This is a genomic window from Rhizobium sp. Root708, from assembly GCF_001429725.1.
Taxonomy (GTDB): Bacteria; Pseudomonadota; Alphaproteobacteria; order Rhizobiales; family Rhizobiaceae; genus Rhizobium.
The window spans coordinates 317,958-340,938 of the sequence record NZ_LMHV01000023.1; the positions used below are offsets into that span (position 1 = coordinate 317,958).

Here is a 22,981-nt window from a genome sequence, read left to right on the forward strand (position 1 = left end):
GGGCCCCTCCCAACGAATAGGAGCATACCGTAGCAGAAAGTCGAAGAGATGTTGACGCGCGCCGGTTACATTTTGAACGACGACGTGGGCGCAGACAATTGCAGTTCTTTAATCGTCTCGGCGACGAAGTCGGTAAACACCTGCAATCGCTGTGTCGGCATCCTGCCTAACGTGTGAAGAACCTGGAAGGGCATCGGCTTCAGCATCGTCGACGGGACGACCTCCACCAGCGAGCCGCCAGCGAGGTCGGCCTGCACTATCAGCTTGATTACATACGCAAGGCCAAGCCCCGATTTCGCTGCCTGGCGGATAGCCGTAGCAGTATCGAGGTCCAGTCGGCCCTTCGGCACAAACTCGGTTCCATCGGCCAGTTGAACGGCATAGACCCGTCCGTCAATTGAATATCGAGCAAACGGCAACTCGCGAAGCGTGTCGATGCCAATCGAACTGTCGTGGGTCTGAGTGAACGACGGCGAAGCCACCACGGCCATTTCCAAGTGCGTCAGAGTTCGGGAAACAAGCGAGTTCTCGTCGGCATAACCGACTCGGTAGACTGCGTCATAGCCATCACGGACAACGTCGGCGTGGCGGTCACTCATGTCCAACTGCAGTGAGATGTTCGGATGTGTCGCCATGAACCTTTCGAAAATCGGCGCGAGAAGCTGGCGGCCGAATTCACCGGGCAAACTGACCCGCAATTGGCCCGACGTGTTCTCATTAAATTGGAGAACGTCCCCAGCTTGCTCGATCTGGGCGAGGATTGGTTGCACCCACTTGTATAGCGCCTCTCCTTCATGCGTCAGCGTTAGCGTTCGGGTGGAGCGGCGCAGGAGCTTCGCACCGAAAATTGCCTCGAGCCGCGATATGGCTTTTGATGCGGATGATGGGCTCGTTCCCATGCTGCGCGCAGCAGCGGTAAACGATCCCGTTTCGACCGTTCGACAAAACGCGAGCAATGCCGCGGCTTCATTTAGAAGACCATGCACCGAGATTTCCGCCTATACCGAGTGTTGGCCGTGCCACCGCTGTGTGTGCCGGCTGTGCTTCATTGGCCGACCGACATCGGACGATAGACCCGCCGCTGCGCAAAGAGTACCAAACTGATGTTTGGGTAGACCGGAACGATACCGTCGCTCATTCACTGGCAAGCCGTGGCGTAAAGGCTGTCACCTTTGGGACCTCCGTCGCCAGGAAATCCACCAGCGACCGCACCGCCGGAAGGAGCCCGTTCCTGTAGGGTATCAACGCGCTCATGCGGGCATCTGCCGCCATCCATCCGGGCAATATCTGATAAAGCCTTCCCGCCTCGATCTCCTCGCGACACATATATCCGGGGAGTGCCGCGACACCAAGGTTCGCGCACGCGGCCTCCTTCAAGGCGATCATGTTGTTGCTGAGAAACCTCGGCTCGATTGGAACCTCGACTTCGCGGCCTGCCGGTCCCTTTAAGCGCCACAAATCCGCACCATGGCGGTCGTTCGCCAATGTCGAGTGCGATGACAACGCCTCTGGTTCTGTCACGTCTCCTGCGTTGCGGAGATACTCCGGACTTGCGAAGAGATACCACGGCACACTGGCAATCCCCCGCTGAACGAGAGTGGAGTTTTGGAGGGAGGCCACATGCCCGCGCAAAGCCAGATCGAATCCCTCGGCAACCATATCCACCAGCCGATCGGTAGCGATCTCCACGATCCTCACTTTGGGGTATCGATTCAGGAAGGTTGGAATCACGTCGCGTAGAGCGAACTGGGCAATCTCGACCGCTGTCGTAATCCTGATCGTTCCGCTTGGCTCGTGCAGTCTTTGGCGAACGGATTCTTCGGCGGTGTCCGCTGAATGAAGCAGTTGAAGCGCATACTGGTAAAATTCAGCTCCGACATCCGTCATACCGAATTGTCTGGATGTGCGATTTATGAGCCGCACGCCAAGTGAGTCCTCCAGTTCCCGGACTCGATGGCTGAGGGTCGACTTCGGTACACGAAGGCTCTCGCCAGCTGCGGTAAACCCGCCGCGATCAACGACTTGGACGAAGAAGTACACGTCTTTGAGGTCGAGCATGGGCGCCTATCAGTTTGGCGAATGAAAGCACGAAAGGTCATCGCCAGACATCGCAACGACCCAATTAATCGGCGGCTCTTAGGTGTGACGTCAAGTCACTGGTGCGTTCAGCCAACGAATTCAACGAAGTCTTCGATCGCCAACTTGTGGTTCGTCATGTTGTTTTCGGGAAGACTATCGTCCGCCCATCCCAAAGACATGCCTGCTATCACCATATCCGACTCCGGAAATCCGAGCTCTTCGCGTAGCAAATGATGCTGGAGCGACCAAATCTGCTGGGCGCATGTATCCAATCCCCTTGCTCTGGCTGCAAGCATCAGGTTTTGCAGGAAGCATCCGTAACAGATGAAGCTCGCCCATTCGAGCTTCCTGTCCATCGTGAAGATCATACCGACGGGCGCTCCAAAGAACCTGAACTGCCGTTCCACATCCTTCAGTCTGCCGTATCTGTCGCTCCGAGGGACGCCGACAGCATCCCCAAGCTGGCCGCGAAAAAGATTGAAGCGTCTGATGAACGGATCATGCAGCGGCTGCGGGAAAAACGGGTACTCCGGTACCAGATTTTCGGGCCCGGCGCGAAAGTTTTCGACCGCTCTCGTGGTGATGCGGTCGCGCGCGCTGCCCGTGAGCACATAGCATCGCCATGGCTGCGTATTGCTCGAGCTCGGAGCGAAACGGGCTGCGTTGAGGATGTCGATGACAGTCTCGGTGGGGACAGGAGTACCCAGAAATCCTCGTTTGGCGCGCCTTTCCAGCATGATCTGATCAACGACGGTTGCTCGATCGAAATCGGGTTCGTCCCATTTCGGATTGACGTGCATGACAGCTCCCCCTTCGTCTTCCTGAGCTCTTGGAAGACTAATCGCTCTTCAACGTGTCAGAAGTTGCAGAGCTTGTATGCATGGTCCAACTCAGTTGAACGATGCCCGCGCCCGGCTCCTTCACTTCGCTAGTTTCCCCCGAGCATGGTCCGGATTGCGTGGACAAGGTCCGCACGCGTTCCGTCGGACTTGATGGGGAGCGGTGACCCAGAAACATTCTGCGAGCCATGATGTTCTACGCGCCGCGCCAAATCCTCGACCAATCCGGCTCTGCCAGTAACGAGGTTGTCGAAGGTCGCCTTTTCAATCTCATAGAGTGTAGCGGGTGTAAGTGTTAAAGCTTGATGGCTCTCGGGTTGGCCTGCAAGCACGCCTCGGGCTCCCAGCATGTCGCCCGGCGCAAGTCTCGCTACGATTTCGCCTTGGTCGCGTAACAGCACGACGCCTTCGCCGATAAGGAGAATCCTACCAGACACCGAGCCCTTTGCCAGCAACTCCTCCCCCGCCGCGATCTTCTTCTCGACGGCGCCGGCAGACAGCTGCTCCCGTTCGCCCTCGGACAAATCCGAGAACAGCGCGATCGATCTAAGCAATGCCAGTGCGGAAGTCTTTGGGACAGCGATCTCGCTATCTTGAAAAACTTGTGTGCCCAGGGGTCGCGCGAAGACAAGGCCGTTCGCGTTGCAGTGCCTGTAAACAAGGTCGATCACGTCGTTTCGAGCGGAACTTCGCTGTCCGGGGTTCATGACCCTGAAGTAGAGTTGAACATCGATTGCGGATGCATCGATCCCGATCAGGGACACGCTCGATGGGGGCTCCTGGACGATACTGTTACAGCTGCTGAGCGCTTCCAACATTACCTTCTGAATAAACGCGGGAGCATGTGTCGGGACAATCCGGACAGCGAGAACGATCTGATGTGTTTCATCGGGCTTGCTAACGTTCGTCAATCCCTGTTTGGCAAGCACGCTGTTCGGCATCACGACAAGATTGTGGGCGCTCGTGAGGAGGTAGGTCGAACGCCAATTGCTGGCGACCACACGGCCCTCGGTGGCGTCTGGAAGCAATATCCAATCTCCAATCGTGTAAGGTCTCCCAAGCGTGAGGGCGATGCCGGAGAAGACGTCGCCAAGGGTGTTCTGCAGAGCAAGGCCGAGAATGATGGCGAAAACCCCAGACGTCGCCAAAAGGGTTCCGATCGGAACCCCGAAAACGAAGGCCATAACGGACAGCAACACGCCCAGGTAAACGATCGCGACAAGGAGGTCCTGTATCAGGCGGGCTTCCCGTGGCCTGCCGTCAAGCACGATGTAAATCCGAACAAAACCGATGGTCGCCCAACAGAGGTGTGTCCACCAGAGTATTTTGGCGAGGACCGTGAGAGAGCCACTGCTGTCAAGATGCGGTGCATCAAACCGAAAGGGCACGATCCGCGCGAATACGAGTGTCACGGTCATCGCGAGGAAAAATACGATCTGGGTTACCAGGCGTTCATTCGGCCTGGAGCGTCCCTGCAGATGCCAGACGACAATACCGGCGACGCCGAGCAGGTTGATCAAAACAGTGAGCAAGAACGTATCTTGAGGCATTGAGACCCGCGTTCGCGACGGGCCACATAACCTCGTGCCCATCGCCCTTCAGAGGATTTTTGCCATCAATCCTATCTCCTGGAGGGCTGCCCCGATATTAAACCAATTGGTAGGGGCTCTGGTCGAATATATCGATCCATCCCGGCTGCGCCTTCACCCGCGCGAGCCATGCGGAAATGGCTGGAAACCGCTCCATTTGGTATTGGCCCTGGTGTGCCAGCGAAACATAGGCGAAGACCGCCAGGTCGGCGACGGTGTAGCGATCACCCGCCAGCCACTCGTGGCCAACGAGCCAACGCTCCAGTTTTTCGAGCCCCAGATAGCCGTCTGCATGCAGCCGCTCGATCTGCTGGGACATTTTGTCGGCCAAGCCACGAATATGATAGACTCTGGCCATGGCGAGATAGCGCTGAAGATCGCCTTGCTCGAAGAACATCCAGCCGATGACTTGAGATCGAAGGTACGGATCGTCGTACAGATATTCTGTACCGTCGCTTAGATACAAAAGGATGGCGGACGACTCCACCACCGTTCGGCCGTCTTCGAGTTCCAAGACTGGGACGCGGCTGAAACGGCTCAGTGCGAAGAAGGCGTCGGTCTTGGTCTCGCCAGATTCTAGGTTGAGCGTGCGTCTCTCGAAAGGGAGCCCCAGTTGGTTGAGCAGGATTCTTATCTTCCATGAGTTGCCGGAGTAACGGCTGTCATAGAGCCTAAGCATCGCGTGCGTCCCCTCGCCTCTCTGATCGAACGAGTCGCAGCTTAGCCTCTAACCCACGGGCCTGGCTATCAAATTTGAGATTGCATTTTACGTTCCCGGTTCAACCGATGATGTATGAGCGAATGTAATTCGACTCGTATTCGATTGCCCTGATGTGATGCTTCACGGCGTCACCAATCGAGACAATGCCCACCAAATGGCCTTCTTGCTCCACAGGGAGATGTCGCGCCCTGTGCTTGTTCATGACATCCATCAGCCCGTTGATGCTCGTCGCTCGGGTGCAGGAAACCACGTTCCTCCACATGACTTCCGAAAGTTCCATATCCATGCAAGCAGTTCCATGCTGAGCGATCGCCGCAACGACATCCCGTTCGGTGAAAATGCCTTCGATGCGGCTCTCGCGATCAACGATGATTATCGCGCCGATGTGGTTCGAATAAAGCAAACGACACGCATCTTTCACGGTATCGGTGCTTGAAGCGGTGACGACATCGCATCCCTTTTCCATCAAAATCGCATGTACAGACATATTGCCCTCCTCCCATTCATCGGTGTTTCACTGCAAAACCCGTCGCGCCTCGGAACTGCTTCGACCTCGTCCCCATCTTTGCTTTTTATCGTTTCTTCGCGTTTTGAATGGCGCGATTTGCCGAACCGTAGAGCCACAATCGCTTGGCCAGAAGTCGGCGCAGCGAAAACGGAGCGTCCAAAATCATGGACGCTGGCGGCCGGATTCGCCCGCTGCGGGCGGGGAACTTTCTATGAAGCGGAGATCCCAAATATCATCGTCCAAATTTTTGGACGCACAGTCCGGCATTTGACGGCTTCTTCCGGCCGTTAGGGTTCGCCATTTTCCGCGCAACGCTGTGGCACGGGCCAACAGCAGCAAGCCGGAGGCAGATATGTCGAAACCCAAGGTGCTGATCGCATTCTATTCGCGGAACAGCTCTACCGAAATTCTAGCAAACGCAATTGCACAGGGAGCGATCGAAGAGGGCGCCGAAGTCCGCGTCCGCCGCACTCGCGAACTCGTCAGCGACGAAGTGATGTCGCAAGTGCCGGGCTGGAGCGACAATGCCAAGGCTATGAATAGCAAGTACGAAGCGCCGAGTGAAGCAGACGCCGAGTGGGCCGATGCCATCGTATTCGGAACACCAACCCGCTTTGGCTCTATCTCGTCCGAACTGAAGGCCTATATCGACGGCCTCGGCGGCCTCTGGTTCCAGGGCAAGCTCAATGGAAAGGTTGGTTCGGTTTTCGGCTCGACCTCTTCCCTCCATGGTGGCAACGAGTCCACCCTTCTCTCTATCTATACTCCGATGGCCCACCTCGGGCTCATCATCGTCCCGCTCGGCTATTCGGATCCAGCCATGTTCAAGGCCGGCACTCCCTACGGCGCAACACACGTTTCCGCCCGCGACAGCCTGAAGCCCGATGATGACCATCTGGCTGTAGCGCGGTTTCAAGGTCGCCGCGTCACCGCGGTGGCTCGTGGTTTGATCCACGCGAAAGTTCCCGCCGCTGCTGCCTGACAACGGGGCTGGCGGTGTGTCGTCGACACGCCGCCCCTCAACACCGCCGAACGGCGTCCACGGAACCAACGGAGCAATCCGAGTAAGAGCGAGTAGCTACCAGCGGATTGTTGAACAAGTGCTATGGCCGATCAGATCAACATGGATGTCGATTGCACAAGGCGTGTCATGGACAAGCTGACCGCCGAAATCACCGACGGGTCAAGCGAAAGCATTGTTGTCTATGACGCGGACGGTCGCATCGTTCATTGGAACGAGGCGTCGCACCTGCTATACGGCATCGTGAATTTAGAGGCGGTCGGAAAGACCGCGGCAGAGCTATTTCGGACATCAGGCGATGGACCGACACGCGACGAGATAGTGCTAAGGCGCTCATGGCAGGGTATTGTGCAGCGACGTATGGCGGATGGGGTGCCTGTGCTCGTCGAAATTCGAGTAAGGGCCCATCGACGCGATGACACCGCCAAGGACCTGTTCATCGAGTTCGCCCGCCGGGCAGATCCGCGCATAGTCGAGGGCCATTCGGTCGGCATCCAAAGAGACTGGGTAGCCGTTTGGAGTATCGATGTATCGGGTGCGACCTCCGCGCTCCGGAAAATGAACGGCGACACCGAGAGCGGAGCGAGCCATCTATCCTCTACCGATCCTCGTTTGGTAGCCGACCATCTCAAAATCAAAGACCTTAACCTCACTGCCGCCAAGCTGTTCGCAAACGAGGGCTCCCCGATCGCGGTCATCGGCAAGAGTGCGTACCGCTGCTGGCCGAAGAACCACAGGGATGCCCTGCTCGAAATGACGCTGGCGGTACTGCCGATAGCGGAACGCGACACCGCGATACTTAGAAGGATCGTCGGACCCGACACACTTACCGTCTGGCAGGCCGACGCAGATCATCCATCTCTCCTTTCAGTCAGCGTGACAGGCTCGTGGAGCGATCCGGAAACCTACTGGGAAATCGCCGCGAGCGAGCAACGCTACCGCAACCTCATCGACAACATTCCTCTCCCCGTGTGGCAGGTAGATGCTCGTGTCATGAGTGGCGTCATCGAGAGGCTCAAGGCATCCGGCGTCGATAACATCGAAGACTACCTTGCAACGCAACCCGACATGGTTCGCTTTGCCAGCGAGGCGGTTGTGGTCACCGAGGTAAACGACAGTGCAATGCGTCTCTTTCGAGGACAACGAAGAGAAGACTGCCTGCGGGACGTATCATATCTTTTCGCCGGCACACCTGCTGCAGCGGCTCGCGTGGTGATTGCCCACTTCGGTGGTGAAAGGAACTACAGCGAAGAAATGAAAATCCTCACGTTCGACGGCGAGTTGCTCGACGTTCTGTTCTATGTCACGTTTCCCCAATATCCCGAGAAGTTGGACAAGACGCTGATCATGATGATCGACGTCACGGAGCAGCGTCGGATCGAACGACAACTGAGGAAGATAGAAGCCGACTTCGCTCACGCCGCCCGCATTTCAGCTCTTGGCGAATTGGTGACATCGATAGCCCACGAGGTGCGCCAGCCGCTGTCCGTGATCGTTACCGATGCCGATACAGGAATCCGGTGGCTGGCCCGAGACGAACCAAACTTGCCGAAGGTCAAGACCATCATGGCGCGGATCATGGAGAACGCGCATCGGGCTAACGAGGTGATCCGGCGAATAAAGGATATGGCCGTAAAATCCGATCCCGTCCGCGACCTAGTCGATCTGAACGACATTGTCCGAGAATCCGTTCTTTTCGTGAGATCGGAAAGCCAAGCGCATGACATAGCCATTAGCTCACGGCTTGCAGGCGGCCTGCGGCGAGTCTTGGGCGACCGCGTCCAGGTCCAACAGGTGATCGTTAACCTTCTGATCAATGGGATACAGGCGATAGTGGCGACCAACCCGGGTATTCGCGAGATCTCGGTCGAGACAGCCCCCACGGCGGACACGGTATCGCTCGTGGTCAGGGATTCCGGTGGAGGGATTCAACCTGACGACATCGACAAGATCTTCGACGGTTTCTTCTCGCGGAAACCGGACGGGATGGGAATGGGGCTCGCCATTTGCCGGTCGATCATTGCCGATCACGGCGGAACGATAACGGTTGCCAACGAGGGAGTGCGAGGTGCCGTGTTTACCGTTGCGTTACCGGTCGCCGACACCTCGCAAGAGGTTGCAATTGAAACATTTCCTCGTTTAATTGCAGATAGATAGCAAACTTTGGTTTACTTGATTGAGGAGGACAGGATGGTACAATGAATGCTGATCTGATGCCATCAATTCCGGTTGGAGGACCCGTCATGGCAGAGGTTGCCGAACCCGCCGAGCGCCTAGTGTTGCCCCCTCAGGTCGTCCACATCGTCGAGGACGACGAACAGTTTCGACTGTCGCTGCTCGACCTTTTCCAAGCACTGGATATCGAGGCGGAAGCGTTCGAGGACGCGGCTTCTTTTTTTGCAAGAGCGTCGACAGCCGCCTCGGGATGCGTGCTCCTCGACGTCCGGTTACCGAGTGTCAATGGCATTGAATTCCAGGCGAAGCTGACTGGCGACGGTTATGACCTTCCCGTGGTTTTCATGACCGCACACGGCGACGTGGCGACAAGCGTGACCGCGATGAAAGCCGGTGCGGTCGACTTCCTTGAAAAGCCGCTTCGAACGAAAGAACTGCTGGATGCCATAAAGTCCGCCTTATATCTGGATGAGAGCAAGCAGCAAGAGCGAGCCCACCGGATGGAGATGCGAACGCGCGCGGAGGCGCTCACGCCACGCGAAATACAGATCCTCGGTCTCGTGGCGAGCGGATTGATGAACAAGCAAATCGCGTTCGAACTCGGCATCAGCGAAATCATGGTCAAGCTTCACCGCGGCAGCGGCATGAGAAAGATGCGCGCGAAATCCCTCGCGGAACTCGTCCGCCAGTTTGAACTCATCGGCTAGGAAAAGTCTTAACCTCCCGACAAACAACACAAGGACAGGCCTGTCACGGCCAACGTCACAATCAGAGGTTCAATGCGTCCCAAGCCACACCCCACAGTCGCAATCGTTGACGATGATCGGTTCGTACTTGAGTCACTGCACGACTTCTTCGACGCAATGGGCATCGACAGCAAGACCTATAGCTCCGCGGACGAATTTCTCGCATCCGGTGATGCGACCAAAGTGCATTGCGTGCTCGCCGATCTCAAAATGCCCGGCACCAGCGGTCTCCAACTATTGGAATCGCTGGTCGAACAGGGCGGGCCACCGGTGTGTATCATGACGTCGTTCGCTGACAGCAGGACCAAGGCGGCGGCGATACGTGGCGGCGCAGCGGGCTTTCTCGAAAAGCCCATCAACTCCGCCGACCTTCTCGCATTTATCTCCACCAAGAGCAGGTATTAAGCATAGCGGATCTCAGCGCCCAAACGGACGTATAGTTCATTTCGATTGCCGGAGCGCGTAGTTTCCTGTGCATTGCAACGGGAGTGCAGCATCGTGTTTGGAGAGCGGGGCTTCAGGGGCTTCATCCGCCTGGCGAAATCGCTATGGAAGGAGGCCGCGCGGAACCGCCTCTCTGCCAACGAACGATCTCTAGTTCCGATCTATATACCCCAAGCATATCCCTCGGGGTTCCCATTCAACATCACACTTCCGACCGTTTGCCGGACCTCGAAAATCGCGAGAATGAAAGTCCATGAGGATCCTGCACCTAATTTGCAGTCCAAGCGGGCATGAGAAACCGAACATGCGGCTATACGTGAGCTCTGGTCTCGTTGACCTGGGTCTGGCATTGCCTTCGACGGGAGGAGCGAGAGATGAACGCGAAAACACCTGATCGGCAGTTAGAGGTCATTGAATGGCTCTCGCTAGGCCTTCGAGACGAAGCCGCGTCCGAAAAGATATTCGTGCATCTCTGCGAGCGCCTTGTGAAAGCCGGCATCGCGTTAAGCCGTGCGACCTTGCACTTCAGAGTTCATCATCCGCAGTGGCTGGGCACTCGCGTCATCTGGACCAGAGGACACCCCGACGCGGATGTTCACACGGTTGCCTATGACGTTGAGGCCACCGACGTTTTCTTGAGAAGTCCGTTTCGCGTGGTGATAGCCACCGGAAACGAGGTCCGTCAGAAGATTCAAATCCACGGACCTCACATATTTCCCATATACGAAGAGCTACGCCAGCAAGGTCACACCGACTATGCGGCCTGGCCGCTCGACCACACACAAGGCCGCCGGCATCTGATTACGTTTGCCACGGACAGGCCGACGGGGTTCGACGACGCAGACATCGCCCTGATACGAAGCGTGTTGCCAATTTTCTCACTGATCACCGAAATCCGTCTCAAAAACCAGTTGGCGCGAACGCTGCTTCAAACCTATGTCGGACCGCACGCCAGCGAACAAATTTTGGATGGCGCGACGACCCGGGGAAGCGGGACGACCTTGAGCGCAGCCATTATGATTTGCGATCTGCGGAACTTCACTCTTCTTTCCGGCAGCCAACACCGAGATCAGGTGATCGACATCCTCAATGAATACTTCGATCTGGTGGCCGATCCGATCGAAAAGCACGGCGGCGAGATCCTGAAGTTCATGGGCGACGGTTTGCTCGCGGTTTTTCCCCTTGACGAACCTGGCGCATGTCAGAGGCTGATCGCAGCGTTGACCGCCGCTTACGAGGCTTCGGCGCGGCGCAATTCCGCGAAGTTTCCGGTCCAGTTCGGGACCGGGGTTCACGTCGGCGAAGTGATGTATGGAAACATCGGTTCCAAGCGAAGATTGGATTTCACTGTCATTGGTCCCGCCGTGAATCTCGCTTCGAGGCTTGAAACTTTGACGAAGCAGCTAAAAAGACCCGTGTTGATTTCGGGAGACTTCGTGGCTTCCGCCGGATGCGCGGGGCAGACGGATTGCCTCGGAATGCACAGCGTCAAGGGCTTCGATGAAATGATCGAGGTACACGCCCTCAGGATTTGAGGATCGGCGTTATCAAATGGGTTGTCTGCTGTGTCGGAGGGCGTTTCGCCTAACACCGCGACACTTCGTTGTTCCAAGGAGAGTTGGGCCACTGGTCGGCGCGGTCTTGGATCAAGCTAACCTGACGTATGGGATGAAATGACCTGCGACAGCATTTCGCACTTTCCGCGAACTGTGCGGTCCCTGACGTTCGCAATTCCAAGGAGCAGGCCTTTTCCGGGGCCATGAGATTGATACCATGGAGAAAGAGGAAGCACGCCGAGGCCGGCCCTTTGGGCTTCCGCCGCGATCGCCACATCATCAGCGGATCTCGGGAAGAACAATCGAACCGACAGCGCTCCCTCATACTCGCAACGAATTCCAGGGTGAATCTCGCGGCATAGGTTCTCGACCAGCAACGCCTTCCGTCGAGCGTACAACGCTTTCATCCGTCGAAGATGCCTGTAGAAGTGCCCGCCAGACATGAAGTTCTGCACCGCTTGCTGGGCGACAACCGAGCCGGCCGGCGCGAGATGCCCCACGAATGCACCGAACATGTCGGCAAGCGCTAAAGGCACGACGAGGAAGCCAAGCCGCAGACCTGGATTGAGCGTCTTGCTAAAGCTCCCGATGTGGAACACCCGGCCGAATCTGTCATCGGCAGCCAAAGCCGGCAATGCCCTCCCCGACAGCTGCAATTCACCGGCGTAGTCGTCTTCTATGATCCAGGCGTCAGTCTCGTTGGCCCAATGCAGTATCTCTGCGCGTCTGGTCGCAGACAGAGGCATTCCGAGCGGTGCTTGTTGGCCCGGAGTTATAACCGCAAGCTGTGCACCCTCTTCGCCAAATGGGAGCCTCACCCCTTCGCGATCAACAGGCGCCGCGATGGTCTCCACTCCGGCTTGCTGCAGCGCGTGCCGCGTGCGGGGGAATCCGGGGTCCTCCACGAACGCTCTGCTGCCACGAAATCCCATGGCGCCAAGCACAATTCCGAGCGCGCCGGCGAAACCTGACGTAATAAAGACCTGGCTGGGATGACAGCTGTAGCTACGGGCAGTCGCCAGATATCCCGCCACCTCGCGCCGCAGCGAAAGCAGCCCTCTTGGATCGGGGTAAATCTGCGGTCGCGAACTTTCTGCTGCGATCGCCCTGCGCCAGGCACCGTGCCAGGCTTTTGACGGGAATTGGTCCTGCGCTGGAACGCCCAACTGAAAGTACTGGGGGCCTTCCTCGAAATCATAGAACAATCCCCGAGGTGCGCGCGCCTGCGGCGTGGTTTCGATCGCCCCCACGGGGAGTGCCGTGGACACCCAGCTTCCACCCCGTCCCTTGGTGACGATGAAGCCGTGATCTTTCAGCAGATCGTAGGCCCGTTTTACGGTCCCCCGAGACACGCCCAATTGTACCGAAAGGTCCTGCCAGGACGAAAGGCGCGATCCCTTTTCGAGCGTGCCGCTCAAGATCGCCGTGCGCATACCAATGAAAATCTGTTGGGTAATCGAGACCTTATGCTCACGGTTCACCAACGGGAGAAACGCACCCGTCATTCGGTACAACGCCTTTCTATCTTATTGGGCCTATCGGGTTTCGGCACCGTGGACCAAGGTCGCGAAAATTCACTTTGCAGGAGTCGACATGTTTATCCGAGCCCTTTTGATACTGGCCGCCGCATCGTTGTCAACGCATACGGCAAACGCATCGGACGTCCACGGAGCGTCCGCGAAAATATCGATCGTCTTCGATCAACCGCTACCGAACGTGCCGGGAAAAAGCATGAAAGGTGTACTCGTCGAGTATGGACCGGGCGGCTCTTCATCGGCACATATTCACCCCAAATCGGCGTTCATCTACGCGACGGTTCTCGAGGGCGCAATTAAGAGCAAGGTCAATGACGGCCCGGAGAAAATCTTTAAGGCCGGGGAGAACTTCTCCGAGCTTCCGGGAGATCGCCACGGAGTGAGTGCCAACGCCAGCACCACCGAACCTGCCAAACTCCTTGCCGTTTTCGTTGTCGACAGCGATGAGAAGAACCTGGTGACGGACATCAAGCCGTAGTCGCGCCGCAGCTTTCTCCAAGACACCCTGAATTTCGAAAAGCAGCATCCGCGGAGCTCTTGATGAAGCACGTCCTGGTACTCGATCGGGATCAGGCGACGAGGTTGGAATTTACCGAGCTCATGGGGCGACACGATATGCGCGCCACCCACGTCACCGAAAGCAACCACCTTTTGGGCATTCTCGCCCGGGAGGTGGTGGACGCTCTCCTGATCGAGATAGCGATCGACGAAATGGTAAGCGTCATCCGCCATCTCACGGGAGTTACCGACGCGCCGATATTGGTCGTCGGGGCGGAGAAAACCATAGAAGAGGAAAAAGTTCGCGGCCTGGAAGCCGGCGCGACCGACTACATTTGCAAGCCGGTCGGAAACCGCGAGCTTGTTGCCCGCCTAAAGGCCGCGATACGAAACAAACCGGCCTCCAACCTCCGGCAAGACCGGCGTTCGTACACGTTCAGCGGCTATGAGCTTTTCCTTCGTCAACGATTACTGACCCATCCCGAAGTCGGTGAGATCAAGCTGACAACTGCGGAATTCAACCTGCTGACGGTATTTCTAGCCAGTCCGCGGACGATATTGACAAGGGCGCGTTTGCTTTCCGCAAGCAGACTTCATGAGGGGGAAATCGTCGACCGTAGTCTGGATGCCCTGATCTTGCGGCTCCGTCGAAAGGTCGAACCCAATTCCGCAAAGCCGCGACTGATCCGGACGGTACGCGGCTCTGGCTATTTATTCGATAGCGAGGTCGCCTTCGAGCTCAGAAACCCACCCCGACGGTAGCCTCGGCGAACGACCGCAAACTTCCGTATAGCTTTAAGCACCGTCGCTAGAGATTTAGGGTCAAGCGGGACTGCAAAGCGTCTCAAGGGAACGTCAGATCGTTTCCTGGCGGTCGCTCGCAGGAACAGTTTTACCTGATCATCAGCGCCGTCCGATCACGACGTCAATCGTCGACGGATGCGGGCATCATGGGTCCTATCATGGCTGTCACTTCCTATACGGACTATCTGCGAGATCTAAAACGGATCATTGATCGCATCCGCGACAGACCCTTCGCATTCGACAGTGCTGATGTCCAACTTGCGTTGTGCAAAAACGGGTTTGGTTACAGATGCCGGGATCGCGTAGAGGAGGGACAACTCTTCTCCGAGTATCATATGGGGCCTCTGAGTCTCAACAATTGGCAGCCGGACCACGAGCAAGTCGGACGCGCCGAGATTGATGAGTTCTTCGAACTACCCGAAATCTACGCGTATTCGGATCTCGCTCTCCGATCCGAAAAGAACCCGCTGACGGTCGCGCATTGGGATGCGACGATCGGGATCGTCGAGATCGAAGTCCGAGAACGGCATTCAACTTCGCGCATGCAGCGCATGTTGTTTGCTGGCTTCAGCGACCGGATACATGCCGAGTTTTTCCTCGCTGTTGAGCGAGACCTCATAGTCGGAGATCATCAAGCTGGAACCGATCTATACGAGTGGCGAGAGAACCTGCCGGTCGAGAAGACGTTGGCGGCAATGCCGGAATCGGCAAACGGCCGTCATTCCGTAACTCCACGGTTGCTTATATAGTTATGTTTTTATCAGCTAAACACCCATCGGCGCATATATAACGTACGTATAGTTACGATATAAAATCAATACATATAATATATTTTCTTGTATTGGCACTCTATTTTGACGGTCAATACAATAAATCCTTACTTTATTGTGGAGAAAACGATGAACAGATCTTCTCTTAGCGCGACGCGACGCAACGTCGTGGCAGGAACACTGACACTCGCTGCAGCCGCGGCGGTCGGCGGTAAGCCGGCGACCGCGGCAAACAAAAAGAAGGCTCAAGCAGTGACCTCCGGCGACGACCACTTTGTCACCGCAAGCGATGGTACCCGGATCTTCTTCAAGGACTGGGGTCCAAGAGACGCGCAGCCTATCGTGTTTCACCATGGCTGGCCGCTCAGCGGAGACGACTGGGACAATCAGATGCTGTTCTTCCTCGGCAAGGGCTACCGTGTCATCGCACATGATCGCAGAGGACATGGCCGGTCTGCCCAGGTAAGCGACGGCCACGACATGGATCATTATGCGGCAGACGTCGCCGCAGTGGTCGAGCACCTCGATCTTCGCAATGCGATCCACGTTGGTCATTCGACTGGCGGCGGTGAGGCAGCGCGTTATACGGCACGTCACGGCAAGGGTCGTGTATCCAGACTGGTGCTCATCGGGGCAGTACCTCCCATTATGGTCAAAACGCCATCCAATCCCGGCGGCCTGCCGGTGGAAGTCTTCGACGGGTTCCGCACTGCGCTCGCCGCCAATCGCTCGCAGTTCTATTTTGACGTGGCAAGCGGCCCGTTCTACGGCTTCAACCGCGATGGCGCAAAGCCCAACGACGCCATGATCAAGAACTGGTGGCGACAGGGCATGACGGGAGCAGCAAACGCGCACTACCTCGGCATCAAGGCGTTCTCTGAGACCGACTTTACCGAGGACCTCAAGATCATCGACGTACCGACGCTCGTACTCCACGGCGATGATGACCAGGTCGTCCCAGTTGCCGACTCCGCCGAGCTTTCCGCGAAGCTCCTCAAAAAGCCGACCCTGAAGATTTATAAGGGGCTGCCTCACGGCATGGCTACCACTCATGCAGATGTCATCAACGCTGACATCCTTGCATTCATCCAGGCCTAACAGCCTTGGGGGGCGCTCGGCAACGAACGCCCCCCATCGATTCTCAAACTCAGCTTTTCAATACTGCCGTCAGCCCGTGCGCACCTTCAACTCGACTCCAGGCAGTGCGCGGCCGCGGGAGATTCGCTTACACATCAGACCGCTGGCAACAATCCGGCTCATCGAGAAAAAGCGCCATAGAAATGGCGTCGATGAAACGACCATCGATCAATGTGCTACGCGTCTGCGGCTGCCGCAACACCGGCACCGGTTACTGAGAAAAGCGGGACCGAAAAGCTTTTCTCGATCCCACATTCACTTTAGATACCCGGCAGATCGCCGATTACGGCTGCAATCAACGGGCTGGTGGCGGGGTGGCCGTCTTCACCCACTCGGAATAAGCCGTCCGACCCAGAAGTACGCCAGCAGTCGGCATCAGCGTCTTGTCATCGAGGACCGCGCCGAAATACGGTGTCTTGTTGTCGACGACGATCTCGCGCTTGTCGCCGATCTGACGCAGGTACTTCTCGACTGCATCCGCAATGCGGATCGGCTCCGGTCCTGCAATCTCCTTCACTCCGTTCGAAGGTGAGCCCAACACGATTTCCGCGAGCGCGTCCGCGACATCATCGGAAAAGATTGGCTGCATCAACGCGGGAGAAAGGTGGACCTTGTCACCCTGCACACCGGACTGAGCGATGCCGAACATAAACTCGAAGAACTGGGTGGAGTGAACCAGGGTAAACGGAACATTCGATTCCCGAATAAGGTTCTCCTGCACCAGCTTGGCTCGGAAATAGCCGCTGTCCTGCAACCGGTCGGTACCGACGACCGATAGCGCCACATGATGCTTCACGCCGGCAGCGGCTTCGGCGGACAGCAGGTTACGCCCCGATGCCTGGAAGAACTCCATAACTGCCTTGTCTTCGAAGGATGGAGAGTTCGCAACATCGACAACGACCTGCGCCCCCGCGAGCACCTCAGCAAGTCCCTCCCCGGTTACCGCATTCACACCGGACGCCGGAGAAGCGGCAATCACCTCATGGCCCTTGGTCTCGAGGCGCTTCACGAGTTTCGAACCAATCAGGCCGGTTCCGCCAATCACGACGATTTTCATTGTTCGCTCCTATTATGGTGATCCATCCATTGCGCCGGAACTGGCGCAATAGACACACACGGTCAGTCCCTGTCGCCTTGGACGCTCGACCGCTCCGTGAGAGTTAATCTGCTCTGCGACCGAGGGATCTGACCCGCCGAAAGTCTAGGAGAATAAGCCGGACAGCATAGCTAAACGTAGGTTGGGGATACCCCGCATCGGCTCCGCGGCTGTGCGCGAACGTTTCCGTTTTCGCTCTTATCGAAGGAAGTGGGGACTGGATCCTGCTGTTCAGTTCCGCAGCAACATCTCTGCCTTACGGACCAGATCGGGTAGCGAGCGGCTCTGCATCTTACGCATGACACTCATACGGTGCAGTTTTACGGTCATCTCGCTGATGCCAAGCTCGTAAGCCGCCTGCTTGTTCATCAGACCGCGCACGACAGCCAGCATAACCTCCGTCTCACGGGGCGTGAGCGTTTCGGCAAGCCCCCTTACCCGTTCAACCTCGGCGTCCGTGTCCCGGCGCTTGCTGTCCATCTCGATGGCATGCTCGACAGCCTGAAGAAGGTCCTGATTGACGAACGGCTTGGTTATAAAGTCGGTAGCCCCCGCCTTCATCGCACGAACGCTGGTGGGCACGTCGGCGAACGCGGTCAGGAAGATGACAGGGAGCTTGCTTCCTATCGAAATGAGACGATCCTGCAGGTCGAGGCCTGTACAGCCAGGCATCCTCAAATCAACGACGACGCATCCCGGCGCCGTGGTGTCGGCGCACTGGAAGAACTCCGAACCGGAAGAGAATGCGGAAGCACGCTTTTTCGTAACCAGGAAGAGATCAAGGAGCGCCTCGCGCATCTCCTCGTCGTCATCCACGACGTAAACGATGGGTTCGGCGGGCACGCCCGGTTTCCCATTCGCGATTTGCATATTGCTACCCCGCATCTCAGGCCCCTGCGATTGCCACGGTCGGCCCTTGGTCAACCTTGACCCTGCGCGCAGATATACCACAGCTCGGTCCGATCTTGATCATAAACCTTCGTTTAGGTTCCTCCGCGTCACCCTCTTCTCCGGCCATTGCGGGCTGCGAGAATGCGCGGCATCGAAGTCCCTGGGTCAAGGCAAAACTTCGTTTAGTCGCAACGCGGACCACAAGCTCCTACGATCCATCGTCCCAGATTTTATGGAGTTTGACATGAAGGTGGTAGTGGTCGGCGCTAGCGGCACGATGGGCTCAAGGGTGGTCAAGTATCTCGAACGTGATGGGAGGAACGTCGTCGAGGCATCCAGCAGCACTGGAGTAAGCGCGTTGACGGGCAAGGGCCTGGACGAAGCGTTCGATGGTGCGGATGCCGTAATAGACGTCACGAATTTCGGTTCGTTTGGCAGTGGAGACGCGCTCGGCTTCTTCAAGCAAGCAGGAACCAATCTGCTGAAGTCGGCGAGGAAACACAACATCCGGCACTATCTCGCCCTCTCGGTGGTCGGAGCCGAAAGTCTTGTCGAGAATGACTATTTCCGTGCAAAGCTCGTCCAGGAAAACCTGATCCGTGCTTCCGGCTTGCCGCACACGATTGTCCGCTCTACGCAGTTCTTCGAATTCCTGGGCGGTATCGTAGGCTCGTCTGCGGACAATGGTGTCATTCGCCTCCCGATGGTTCGGCTTCAGCCGATTGCCGGCGACGAAGTGGCGGCCTGGATAGCGAAGCTTATCGCCGAGCAACCTCGAAATTCGATTGTAGAGATCGGAGGTCCTGAACCTGCAGATCTCGTAGAACTCGCGAACGAACTGATGACTATTACCGAGGATAACAGGCCAGTGACGGCAGATCCAAACGCACCGTATTTTGGGGTTTCGGTGCGCCATGAGGGTCTGGTGCCATCAATTCCTGCCGCTCGCGGAAAGCTGACATACCACGACTGGCTATCGAGGACCCTGCGTGCTTGAGAAGATCGCCGGAACCAGCATGGCTCCGGCAACGGCTTTGGAGGTTTCCGATCAAAGGCGAACAGCTGCCATTCTTTTCCCCGCCATCCCAGGATTCGTGCAAGCCCAAACAGTGCCCGCGATACCAAAAAGCGCCGGGAGGCTCACCGCGGGGAAATCACGCACGATGACCGAGGCCGAGCATATGCCAACGGCGACTTCCCATAGATGGAAGCACGCGTGGGCAATCAGCCAGAGGGTGGCGGCTGCCCAGAGTTCGACTCGGCGCTCGGGCTTGAAAGTACCGATCGCGAAAGCCAGCGCAATGAATCCCTGGATAATGCCGATGTCACGAATGAAATGCTGGTTGTAAAACCCGGTATCGGTTACGCCCGGAACGAAATAGTACCAGCCTTCGGGATCATAAAGCATGTGCAGCGAAAGCCAGGCGGCTAGGATCACATTGAACCACACCATTGCGAGCACAGAAAATTTGACGATTTGCATTTCATTCTCCTTCGGTTGACTGCCGAAGAAATTATCACCGTGACATACTCGAAACTTCCCAAACAAAGGTTTGGGCACTGAGCGCAACAACAGGGCGTGGGAGCAGACCTTGCAGAAATTTATAGCCTATCTTCCCAATGGGGAGCTTTTCGATGCGAAATACGCGCTTCTACAGTTTGCGGGCGTCGTGTCCGACGAAAAGCACCTTGTCGCCATCGAGACCGAAGCAGAAGTGGAGGATGTCGACTCCGCGCTCGCCAAGACCGGTATGCCGTACTTGCTGCTGCACGTCGAAGATACCGTTGCCCGCAACGGTGACGCCGACCTCGCGGCCGTCGCTGAGCTGGGGTCCAGAGGTTAATCGCCGAGTATTTTTGGTTCAGAACAAAGAGAAGCCGGCTCCTGACGCCATCTCGATTTGCCTTAGAGGAACTGGTGCATTTTTAGCAATTGCACCAGCGAACCCGCCCCATTTTCTTCATCATCCGGCTCCGATGGAGCTTGATCATCCATCTCGCCAACCTTGAAACGCTGCGCGATTTGCTTGTTGGTTTCTCCGATAAGGACGTATTCCATCACTTCGCGTTCGCGAGGTGTCAGAGTTTCGATCAATAGTCGCGTTATCCCGCTCGGCCGCGCAAGCCGTGCGGCCAAGTTCACGCCGGGCAGCTTTGCTTGATGCGCCATGGTAGAGCTCCGCCTTTCGTTCTTGTCGGCTGCTGGCGGACGGACTTGGAAGCAGGAGCCTTGGCCAGCGTAGCTCCTGCCTCCAGCTATCAGTTCGCCGACGCAGCCTCTTCTATAAGTTTGGTCACTTCGCCGGGGTGAGAGATCATGACGACATGAGAAGCACCTTCGACGGCGACGGTCTTTCGCGACTTTGCTCGCTCAGCCATCCATTGCAGGGTCTTTGGTGGAATGTTTTTGTCTGCGTCACCGTAGATGAACCATGACGGGATAGCCTGCCAGGCTGCTGCGGGAGCCGGCTCGGCCAGCGCCGCGTCGGTAATCGGTCGCTGGGCTACGGCCATGAGGCGTGCAGTAGCAGCCGGAACGTCGGCTGCGAATTGCTCGGGAAACTTGCCCTGATCGATGTAAAGATCCTTTTCGCCGCCAGGCAAGACGACGGGCGACGCCAGAGTAGGTGCCAGCGTGCTGCCTGGAAATTTGCTGGACAGGTCTACAGCTGACTCACCTTTCTCGGGCGCAAAAGCGGCGACGAACACCAGCGCCTTAACGTTGTGGGCATCACTTGCCGCGTCGCTTATGACGGAACCGCCGTAGGAGTGTCCGACCAGAACAACGGGAGCCTTCACGCTTTTGATAACGTTGGCGACGTAATCCCCATCACTCTTGACGCCACGCAGAGGGTTGGCGACGGCCACGACAGGGTATCCATCCTTCTTGAGACGGGTCACCACCAGGTTCCAGCTGGACGAGTCCGCGAAGGCCCCGTGAACCAAGACGATTGTCGGCTTCGGCGTATCCGCGTTCCCCATGATTGAGGATGCCATATAGAGGCCCGCCGCGACCGCGAGCCGTGCGATGTTGCGCATCTGCTTTCCTTTGATGTTTAGAGGCCCTACCCGCCGTCGGCACTTGGTGGATCATTTTGGGTAGGAAGCGTTTCGTGTCTGATCTGACGGCAAACGGCGAAAACAGTTTCGTTGCCGCCCCCTCGCACCTCAACCCAAACAAAGGTTTGCTAAGGCAATCAATGGAGCTCGTTTGGCCTTTTGTTCCCCTCAAGCGCAACGACACACTGCATCAAACGGTAAGCGACACGATCGTTGTTCTCACCGCCGAAGTCGCTGGTGGTGTTCCGCGAACGAATGCGGGCCCGGCCTGCTGTAGAAGTAGCATTGGCGGTCGAGGGGCTGAGCTGGGCTAGTCCGACATCGACCCGCCTTGAAGCGGGTCGATGAAATTCGGTCTCAGGTCAGATGCATTCCGCCGTCGACGATCAGTTCCACACCGTTGACGAAAGAGCCTTTTGACGCGAGGAACAGTGCTGCCTCGGCGAGCTCTTCGGGTCGTCCCATGCGACCTGCGGGGATGAGGCCCGCCATATGGGCCTGGAACCCGGGGCGGTCAGCATCGCTCACCCCGAGCTTGCCCAGGATTTCGGTCTCGACGGGGCCAGGGCTCAGGATGTTGACCCGGATACGACGATCCTTGAACTCAAGCGCCCAATTCCGCGCGAAAGCCGCTAGCGCCGCCTTCGAGCCCGCATAAACCGTGTGCTGCGGAAGTACTTTGGTGGCTGCGAGCGAACTGGTGACGATGATATTCCCGCCGTCGCGGATCAAGGGTGCAATTGCTTGCACCCCGAAGAAGACGCCGCGCGCGTTGATGTCGAAATGCCGGTCGAATTCGGCCTCCGTGACTGTCGCCGAGCCTTCGAGGTTTATCACGCCCGCGTTTGCGACATAGATATCAACGGCACCGAACCTCCGCTGCACCATATCTGCCAACCGTTTATGAAAGTCGGGCTCGCCAACGTCTCCGCAAACGCCCCAGGCATCTTGGCCGATTTCCACTGCCGCGGCCTCGACGACATCCTGGCGGCGACCAGTAATGAGAACCTGCGCGCCTTCCTCCGCGAAACGCTTGGCGGTCGCCTTGCCTATGCCACTGTTTCCGCCGGTGATGATTGCGACTTTTCCAGCTAACGATTTCATTTTCCACTGCTCCGTTTCTCGATGTCACTGAGATACGCGTCCGGGACGATCGGTATTAGCCGCCCGACCGGAACATCATTCGTTCCTGAAGTTGCCGAATGACTTCGCAGTGCAGCCAGCTACGCGGATTGGTCGCGCCTTTCGAAAAGGGGATCGCGACAGCTGGATACTGTGACAACGCCCGATCTCATGATCGTGCGCTAGGCTGTGCGGCAACGGTACGGATTGACCACCCGTACCGTTGCCGTGGACCGCAATACTATGTCCCGACACCTGCCGGGAAACCGGGCCGAGCACTGCGGGAAATCGCGATCTCTACCGAGCATCGAGAACGCACCGCGGCCGTTGTCAGCCTTCCTCGAGTCATCTCGGTACCCTTGCTTCTGAGAAGAGCAATAGGCCACGGGC

The 22,981-nt window shown here is 57.2% G+C and carries 24 protein-coding genes and 1 pseudogene; 11 read left to right on the forward strand and 14 right to left on the reverse strand.

Features of this window, described 5'->3' with window-relative positions:
* Positions 1-65: 65 nt before the first annotated feature.
* From ASE04_RS15905 to ASE04_RS15930, 7 genes and pseudogenes are all read right to left on the reverse strand, one after another.
* A complete protein-coding gene (locus tag ASE04_RS15905) occupies positions 66-986 on the reverse strand; it encodes a LysR family transcriptional regulator (protein ID WP_056818887.1) in 921 nt (306 codons plus the stop codon).
* Positions 987-1,134: 148 nt separating this feature from the next.
* Positions 1,135-2,058, reverse strand: a complete 924-nt coding sequence (locus ASE04_RS15910; RefSeq protein ID WP_056818889.1) for a LysR substrate-binding domain-containing protein — start codon at positions 2,056-2,058, stop codon at positions 1,135-1,137.
* Positions 2,059-2,165: 107 nt separating this feature from the next.
* Positions 2,166-2,879 carry a nitroreductase gene (locus tag ASE04_RS15915; RefSeq protein WP_056818890.1) on the reverse strand — a complete coding sequence of 238 codons (714 nt, stop codon included), beginning with the start codon at positions 2,877-2,879 and terminating at the stop codon, positions 2,166-2,168.
* A 128-nt stretch (positions 2,880-3,007) separates the two neighbouring features.
* Positions 3,008-3,589, reverse strand: coding sequence for a cyclic nucleotide-binding domain-containing protein (locus ASE04_RS31625; RefSeq protein WP_244490436.1), 582 nt, complete (start codon positions 3,587-3,589; stop codon positions 3,008-3,010).
* 282 nt (positions 3,590-3,871) lie between these two features.
* Positions 3,872-4,510: pseudogene (locus tag ASE04_RS32060) on the reverse strand (mechanosensitive ion channel family protein); the annotation flags it as partial.
* Positions 4,511-4,565: 55 nt separating this feature from the next.
* Positions 4,566-5,186, reverse strand: a complete 621-nt coding sequence (locus tag ASE04_RS15925) for a glutathione S-transferase family protein (RefSeq protein WP_056818894.1) — start codon at positions 5,184-5,186, stop codon at positions 4,566-4,568.
* 100 nt (positions 5,187-5,286) lie between these two features.
* On the reverse strand, positions 5,287-5,715 hold the full coding sequence (locus ASE04_RS15930; protein ID WP_056818896.1) for a CBS domain-containing protein: 429 nt from the start codon (positions 5,713-5,715) through the stop codon (positions 5,287-5,289).
* A gap of 373 nt (positions 5,716-6,088) precedes the next feature.
* Between ASE04_RS15930 and wrbA the strand changes: the two genes are divergently transcribed.
* The 5 genes from wrbA to ASE04_RS15955 all read left to right on the forward strand — a co-directional run bounded on the left by wrbA (position 6,089) and on the right by ASE04_RS15955 (position 11,657).
* Positions 6,089-6,718 carry an NAD(P)H:quinone oxidoreductase gene (gene wrbA, locus ASE04_RS15935; RefSeq protein ID WP_056818898.1) on the forward strand — a complete coding sequence of 210 codons (630 nt, stop codon included), beginning with the start codon at positions 6,089-6,091 and terminating at the stop codon, positions 6,716-6,718.
* A 123-nt stretch (positions 6,719-6,841) separates the two neighbouring features.
* The gene (locus tag ASE04_RS15940; RefSeq protein ID WP_056818900.1) at positions 6,842-8,914 is read left to right on the forward strand and encodes an ATP-binding protein; all 2,073 of its coding nucleotides are present in this window, start codon (positions 6,842-6,844) and stop codon (positions 8,912-8,914) included.
* A gap of 86 nt (positions 8,915-9,000) precedes the next feature.
* Positions 9,001-9,639 (forward strand): response regulator transcription factor, encoded by a 639-nt coding sequence (locus ASE04_RS15945; protein ID WP_056818902.1) that lies wholly within the window; start codon positions 9,001-9,003, stop codon positions 9,637-9,639.
* Positions 9,640-9,711: 72 nt separating this feature from the next.
* Positions 9,712-10,083: a response regulator transcription factor gene (locus ASE04_RS15950; RefSeq protein WP_056818904.1), complete on the forward strand. Its 372-nt coding sequence runs from the start codon at positions 9,712-9,714 to the stop codon at positions 10,081-10,083.
* 413 nt (positions 10,084-10,496) lie between these two features.
* A complete protein-coding gene (locus tag ASE04_RS15955; protein ID WP_056818906.1) occupies positions 10,497-11,657 on the forward strand; it encodes an adenylate/guanylate cyclase domain-containing protein in 1,161 nt (386 codons plus the stop codon).
* Between the two features lie 116 nt (positions 11,658-11,773).
* On the opposite strand, the gene pdxR is transcribed toward ASE04_RS15955, so the two are convergent.
* Positions 11,774-13,183 (reverse strand): MocR-like pyridoxine biosynthesis transcription factor PdxR, encoded by a 1,410-nt coding sequence (gene pdxR / locus ASE04_RS15960; protein ID WP_056818909.1) that lies wholly within the window; start codon positions 13,181-13,183, stop codon positions 11,774-11,776.
* Positions 13,184-13,271: 88 nt separating this feature from the next.
* Between pdxR and ASE04_RS15965 the strand changes: the two genes are divergently transcribed.
* The 4 genes from ASE04_RS15965 to ASE04_RS15980 all read left to right on the forward strand — a co-directional run bounded on the left by ASE04_RS15965 (position 13,272) and on the right by ASE04_RS15980 (position 16,383).
* Entirely contained in the window at positions 13,272-13,691 is a 420-nt protein-coding gene (locus ASE04_RS15965) for a cupin domain-containing protein (protein WP_056818911.1), read from the forward strand.
* Positions 13,692-13,753: 62 nt separating this feature from the next.
* Positions 13,754-14,473, forward strand: coding sequence for a winged helix-turn-helix domain-containing protein (locus ASE04_RS15970; RefSeq protein ID WP_056818914.1), 720 nt, complete (start codon positions 13,754-13,756; stop codon positions 14,471-14,473).
* A gap of 200 nt (positions 14,474-14,673) precedes the next feature.
* Positions 14,674-15,264: a hypothetical protein gene (locus ASE04_RS15975; protein WP_156408809.1), complete on the forward strand. Its 591-nt coding sequence runs from the start codon at positions 14,674-14,676 to the stop codon at positions 15,262-15,264.
* 150 nt (positions 15,265-15,414) lie between these two features.
* On the forward strand, positions 15,415-16,383 hold the full coding sequence (locus tag ASE04_RS15980; RefSeq protein ID WP_056818917.1) for an alpha/beta fold hydrolase: 969 nt from the start codon (positions 15,415-15,417) through the stop codon (positions 16,381-16,383).
* Between the two features lie 334 nt (positions 16,384-16,717).
* Here ASE04_RS15980 and ASE04_RS15985 read toward each other — a convergent pair whose 3' ends face one another.
* Positions 16,718-17,479, reverse strand: a complete 762-nt coding sequence (locus ASE04_RS15985; protein ID WP_056818919.1) for an SDR family oxidoreductase — start codon at positions 17,477-17,479, stop codon at positions 16,718-16,720.
* A gap of 270 nt (positions 17,480-17,749) precedes the next feature.
* The gene (locus ASE04_RS15990; protein WP_056818921.1) at positions 17,750-18,388 is read right to left on the reverse strand and encodes a response regulator transcription factor; all 639 of its coding nucleotides are present in this window, start codon (positions 18,386-18,388) and stop codon (positions 17,750-17,752) included.
* A 265-nt stretch (positions 18,389-18,653) separates the two neighbouring features.
* Between ASE04_RS15990 and ASE04_RS15995 the strand changes: the two genes are divergently transcribed.
* Positions 18,654-19,406, forward strand: a complete 753-nt coding sequence (locus tag ASE04_RS15995) for an SDR family oxidoreductase (RefSeq protein WP_056818923.1) — start codon at positions 18,654-18,656, stop codon at positions 19,404-19,406.
* A 51-nt stretch (positions 19,407-19,457) separates the two neighbouring features.
* On the opposite strand, the gene ASE04_RS16000 is transcribed toward ASE04_RS15995, so the two are convergent.
* Entirely contained in the window at positions 19,458-19,892 is a 435-nt protein-coding gene (locus ASE04_RS16000; protein ID WP_056818925.1) for a hypothetical protein, read from the reverse strand.
* Between the two features lie 109 nt (positions 19,893-20,001).
* Between ASE04_RS16000 and ASE04_RS16005 the strand changes: the two genes are divergently transcribed.
* Complete coding sequence (locus ASE04_RS16005; protein WP_056818928.1) at positions 20,002-20,253, forward strand: hypothetical protein; 252 nt, start codon at positions 20,002-20,004, stop codon at positions 20,251-20,253.
* Between the two features lie 62 nt (positions 20,254-20,315).
* Here ASE04_RS16005 and ASE04_RS16010 read toward each other — a convergent pair whose 3' ends face one another.
* From ASE04_RS16010 to ASE04_RS16020, 3 genes are all read right to left on the reverse strand, one after another.
* Entirely contained in the window at positions 20,316-20,579 is a 264-nt protein-coding gene (locus tag ASE04_RS16010) for a LuxR C-terminal-related transcriptional regulator (RefSeq protein ID WP_056818930.1), read from the reverse strand.
* Between the two features lie 89 nt (positions 20,580-20,668).
* Positions 20,669-21,439: an alpha/beta fold hydrolase gene (locus tag ASE04_RS16015; protein WP_443216874.1), complete on the reverse strand. Its 771-nt coding sequence runs from the start codon at positions 21,437-21,439 to the stop codon at positions 20,669-20,671.
* 387 nt (positions 21,440-21,826) lie between these two features.
* Positions 21,827-22,573 carry an SDR family NAD(P)-dependent oxidoreductase gene (locus ASE04_RS16020; protein WP_056818932.1) on the reverse strand — a complete coding sequence of 249 codons (747 nt, stop codon included), beginning with the start codon at positions 22,571-22,573 and terminating at the stop codon, positions 21,827-21,829.
* Positions 22,574-22,981: the final 408 nt, after the last annotated feature.

Coding starts and splice junctions, on each gene's coding strand:
- ASE04_RS15915 (WP_056818890.1), bottom strand. CDS start 2,879: ATGCACGTCAATCCGAAATGGGACGAACCCGATTTCGATCGAGCAACC.
- ASE04_RS15945 (WP_056818902.1), top strand. CDS start 9,001: ATGGCAGAGGTTGCCGAACCCGCCGAGCGCCTAGTGTTGCCCCCTCAG.
- ASE04_RS15995 (WP_056818923.1), top strand. CDS start 18,654: ATGAAGGTGGTAGTGGTCGGCGCTAGCGGCACGATGGGCTCAAGGGTG.
- ASE04_RS15910 (WP_056818889.1), bottom strand. CDS start 2,058: ATGCTCGACCTCAAAGACGTGTACTTCTTCGTCCAAGTCGTTGATCGC.
- ASE04_RS15940 (WP_056818900.1), top strand. CDS start 6,842: ATGGCCGATCAGATCAACATGGATGTCGATTGCACAAGGCGTGTCATG.
- ASE04_RS15965 (WP_056818911.1), top strand. CDS start 13,272: ATGTTTATCCGAGCCCTTTTGATACTGGCCGCCGCATCGTTGTCAACG.
- ASE04_RS15930 (WP_056818896.1), bottom strand. CDS start 5,715: ATGTCTGTACATGCGATTTTGATGGAAAAGGGATGCGATGTCGTCACC.
- ASE04_RS15970 (WP_056818914.1), top strand. CDS start 13,754: ATGAAGCACGTCCTGGTACTCGATCGGGATCAGGCGACGAGGTTGGAA.
- pdxR (WP_056818909.1), bottom strand. CDS start 13,183: ATGACGGGTGCGTTTCTCCCGTTGGTGAACCGTGAGCATAAGGTCTCG.
- ASE04_RS16000 (WP_056818925.1), bottom strand. CDS start 19,892: ATGCAAATCGTCAAATTTTCTGTGCTCGCAATGGTGTGGTTCAATGTG.
- ASE04_RS15985 (WP_056818919.1), bottom strand. CDS start 17,479: ATGAAAATCGTCGTGATTGGCGGAACCGGCCTGATTGGTTCGAAACTC.
- ASE04_RS15975 (WP_156408809.1), top strand. CDS start 14,674: ATGGCTGTCACTTCCTATACGGACTATCTGCGAGATCTAAAACGGATC.
- ASE04_RS15950 (WP_056818904.1), top strand. CDS start 9,712: ATGCGTCCCAAGCCACACCCCACAGTCGCAATCGTTGACGATGATCGG.
- wrbA (WP_056818898.1), top strand. CDS start 6,089: ATGTCGAAACCCAAGGTGCTGATCGCATTCTATTCGCGGAACAGCTCT.
- ASE04_RS15990 (WP_056818921.1), bottom strand. CDS start 18,388: ATGCAAATCGCGAATGGGAAACCGGGCGTGCCCGCCGAACCCATCGTT.
- ASE04_RS16010 (WP_056818930.1), bottom strand. CDS start 20,579: ATGGCGCATCAAGCAAAGCTGCCCGGCGTGAACTTGGCCGCACGGCTT.
- ASE04_RS15955 (WP_056818906.1), top strand. CDS start 10,497: ATGAACGCGAAAACACCTGATCGGCAGTTAGAGGTCATTGAATGGCTC.
- ASE04_RS15925 (WP_056818894.1), bottom strand. CDS start 5,186: ATGCTTAGGCTCTATGACAGCCGTTACTCCGGCAACTCATGGAAGATA.
- ASE04_RS15980 (WP_056818917.1), top strand. CDS start 15,415: ATGAACAGATCTTCTCTTAGCGCGACGCGACGCAACGTCGTGGCAGGA.
- ASE04_RS16020 (WP_056818932.1), bottom strand. CDS start 22,573: ATGAAATCGTTAGCTGGAAAAGTCGCAATCATCACCGGCGGAAACAGT.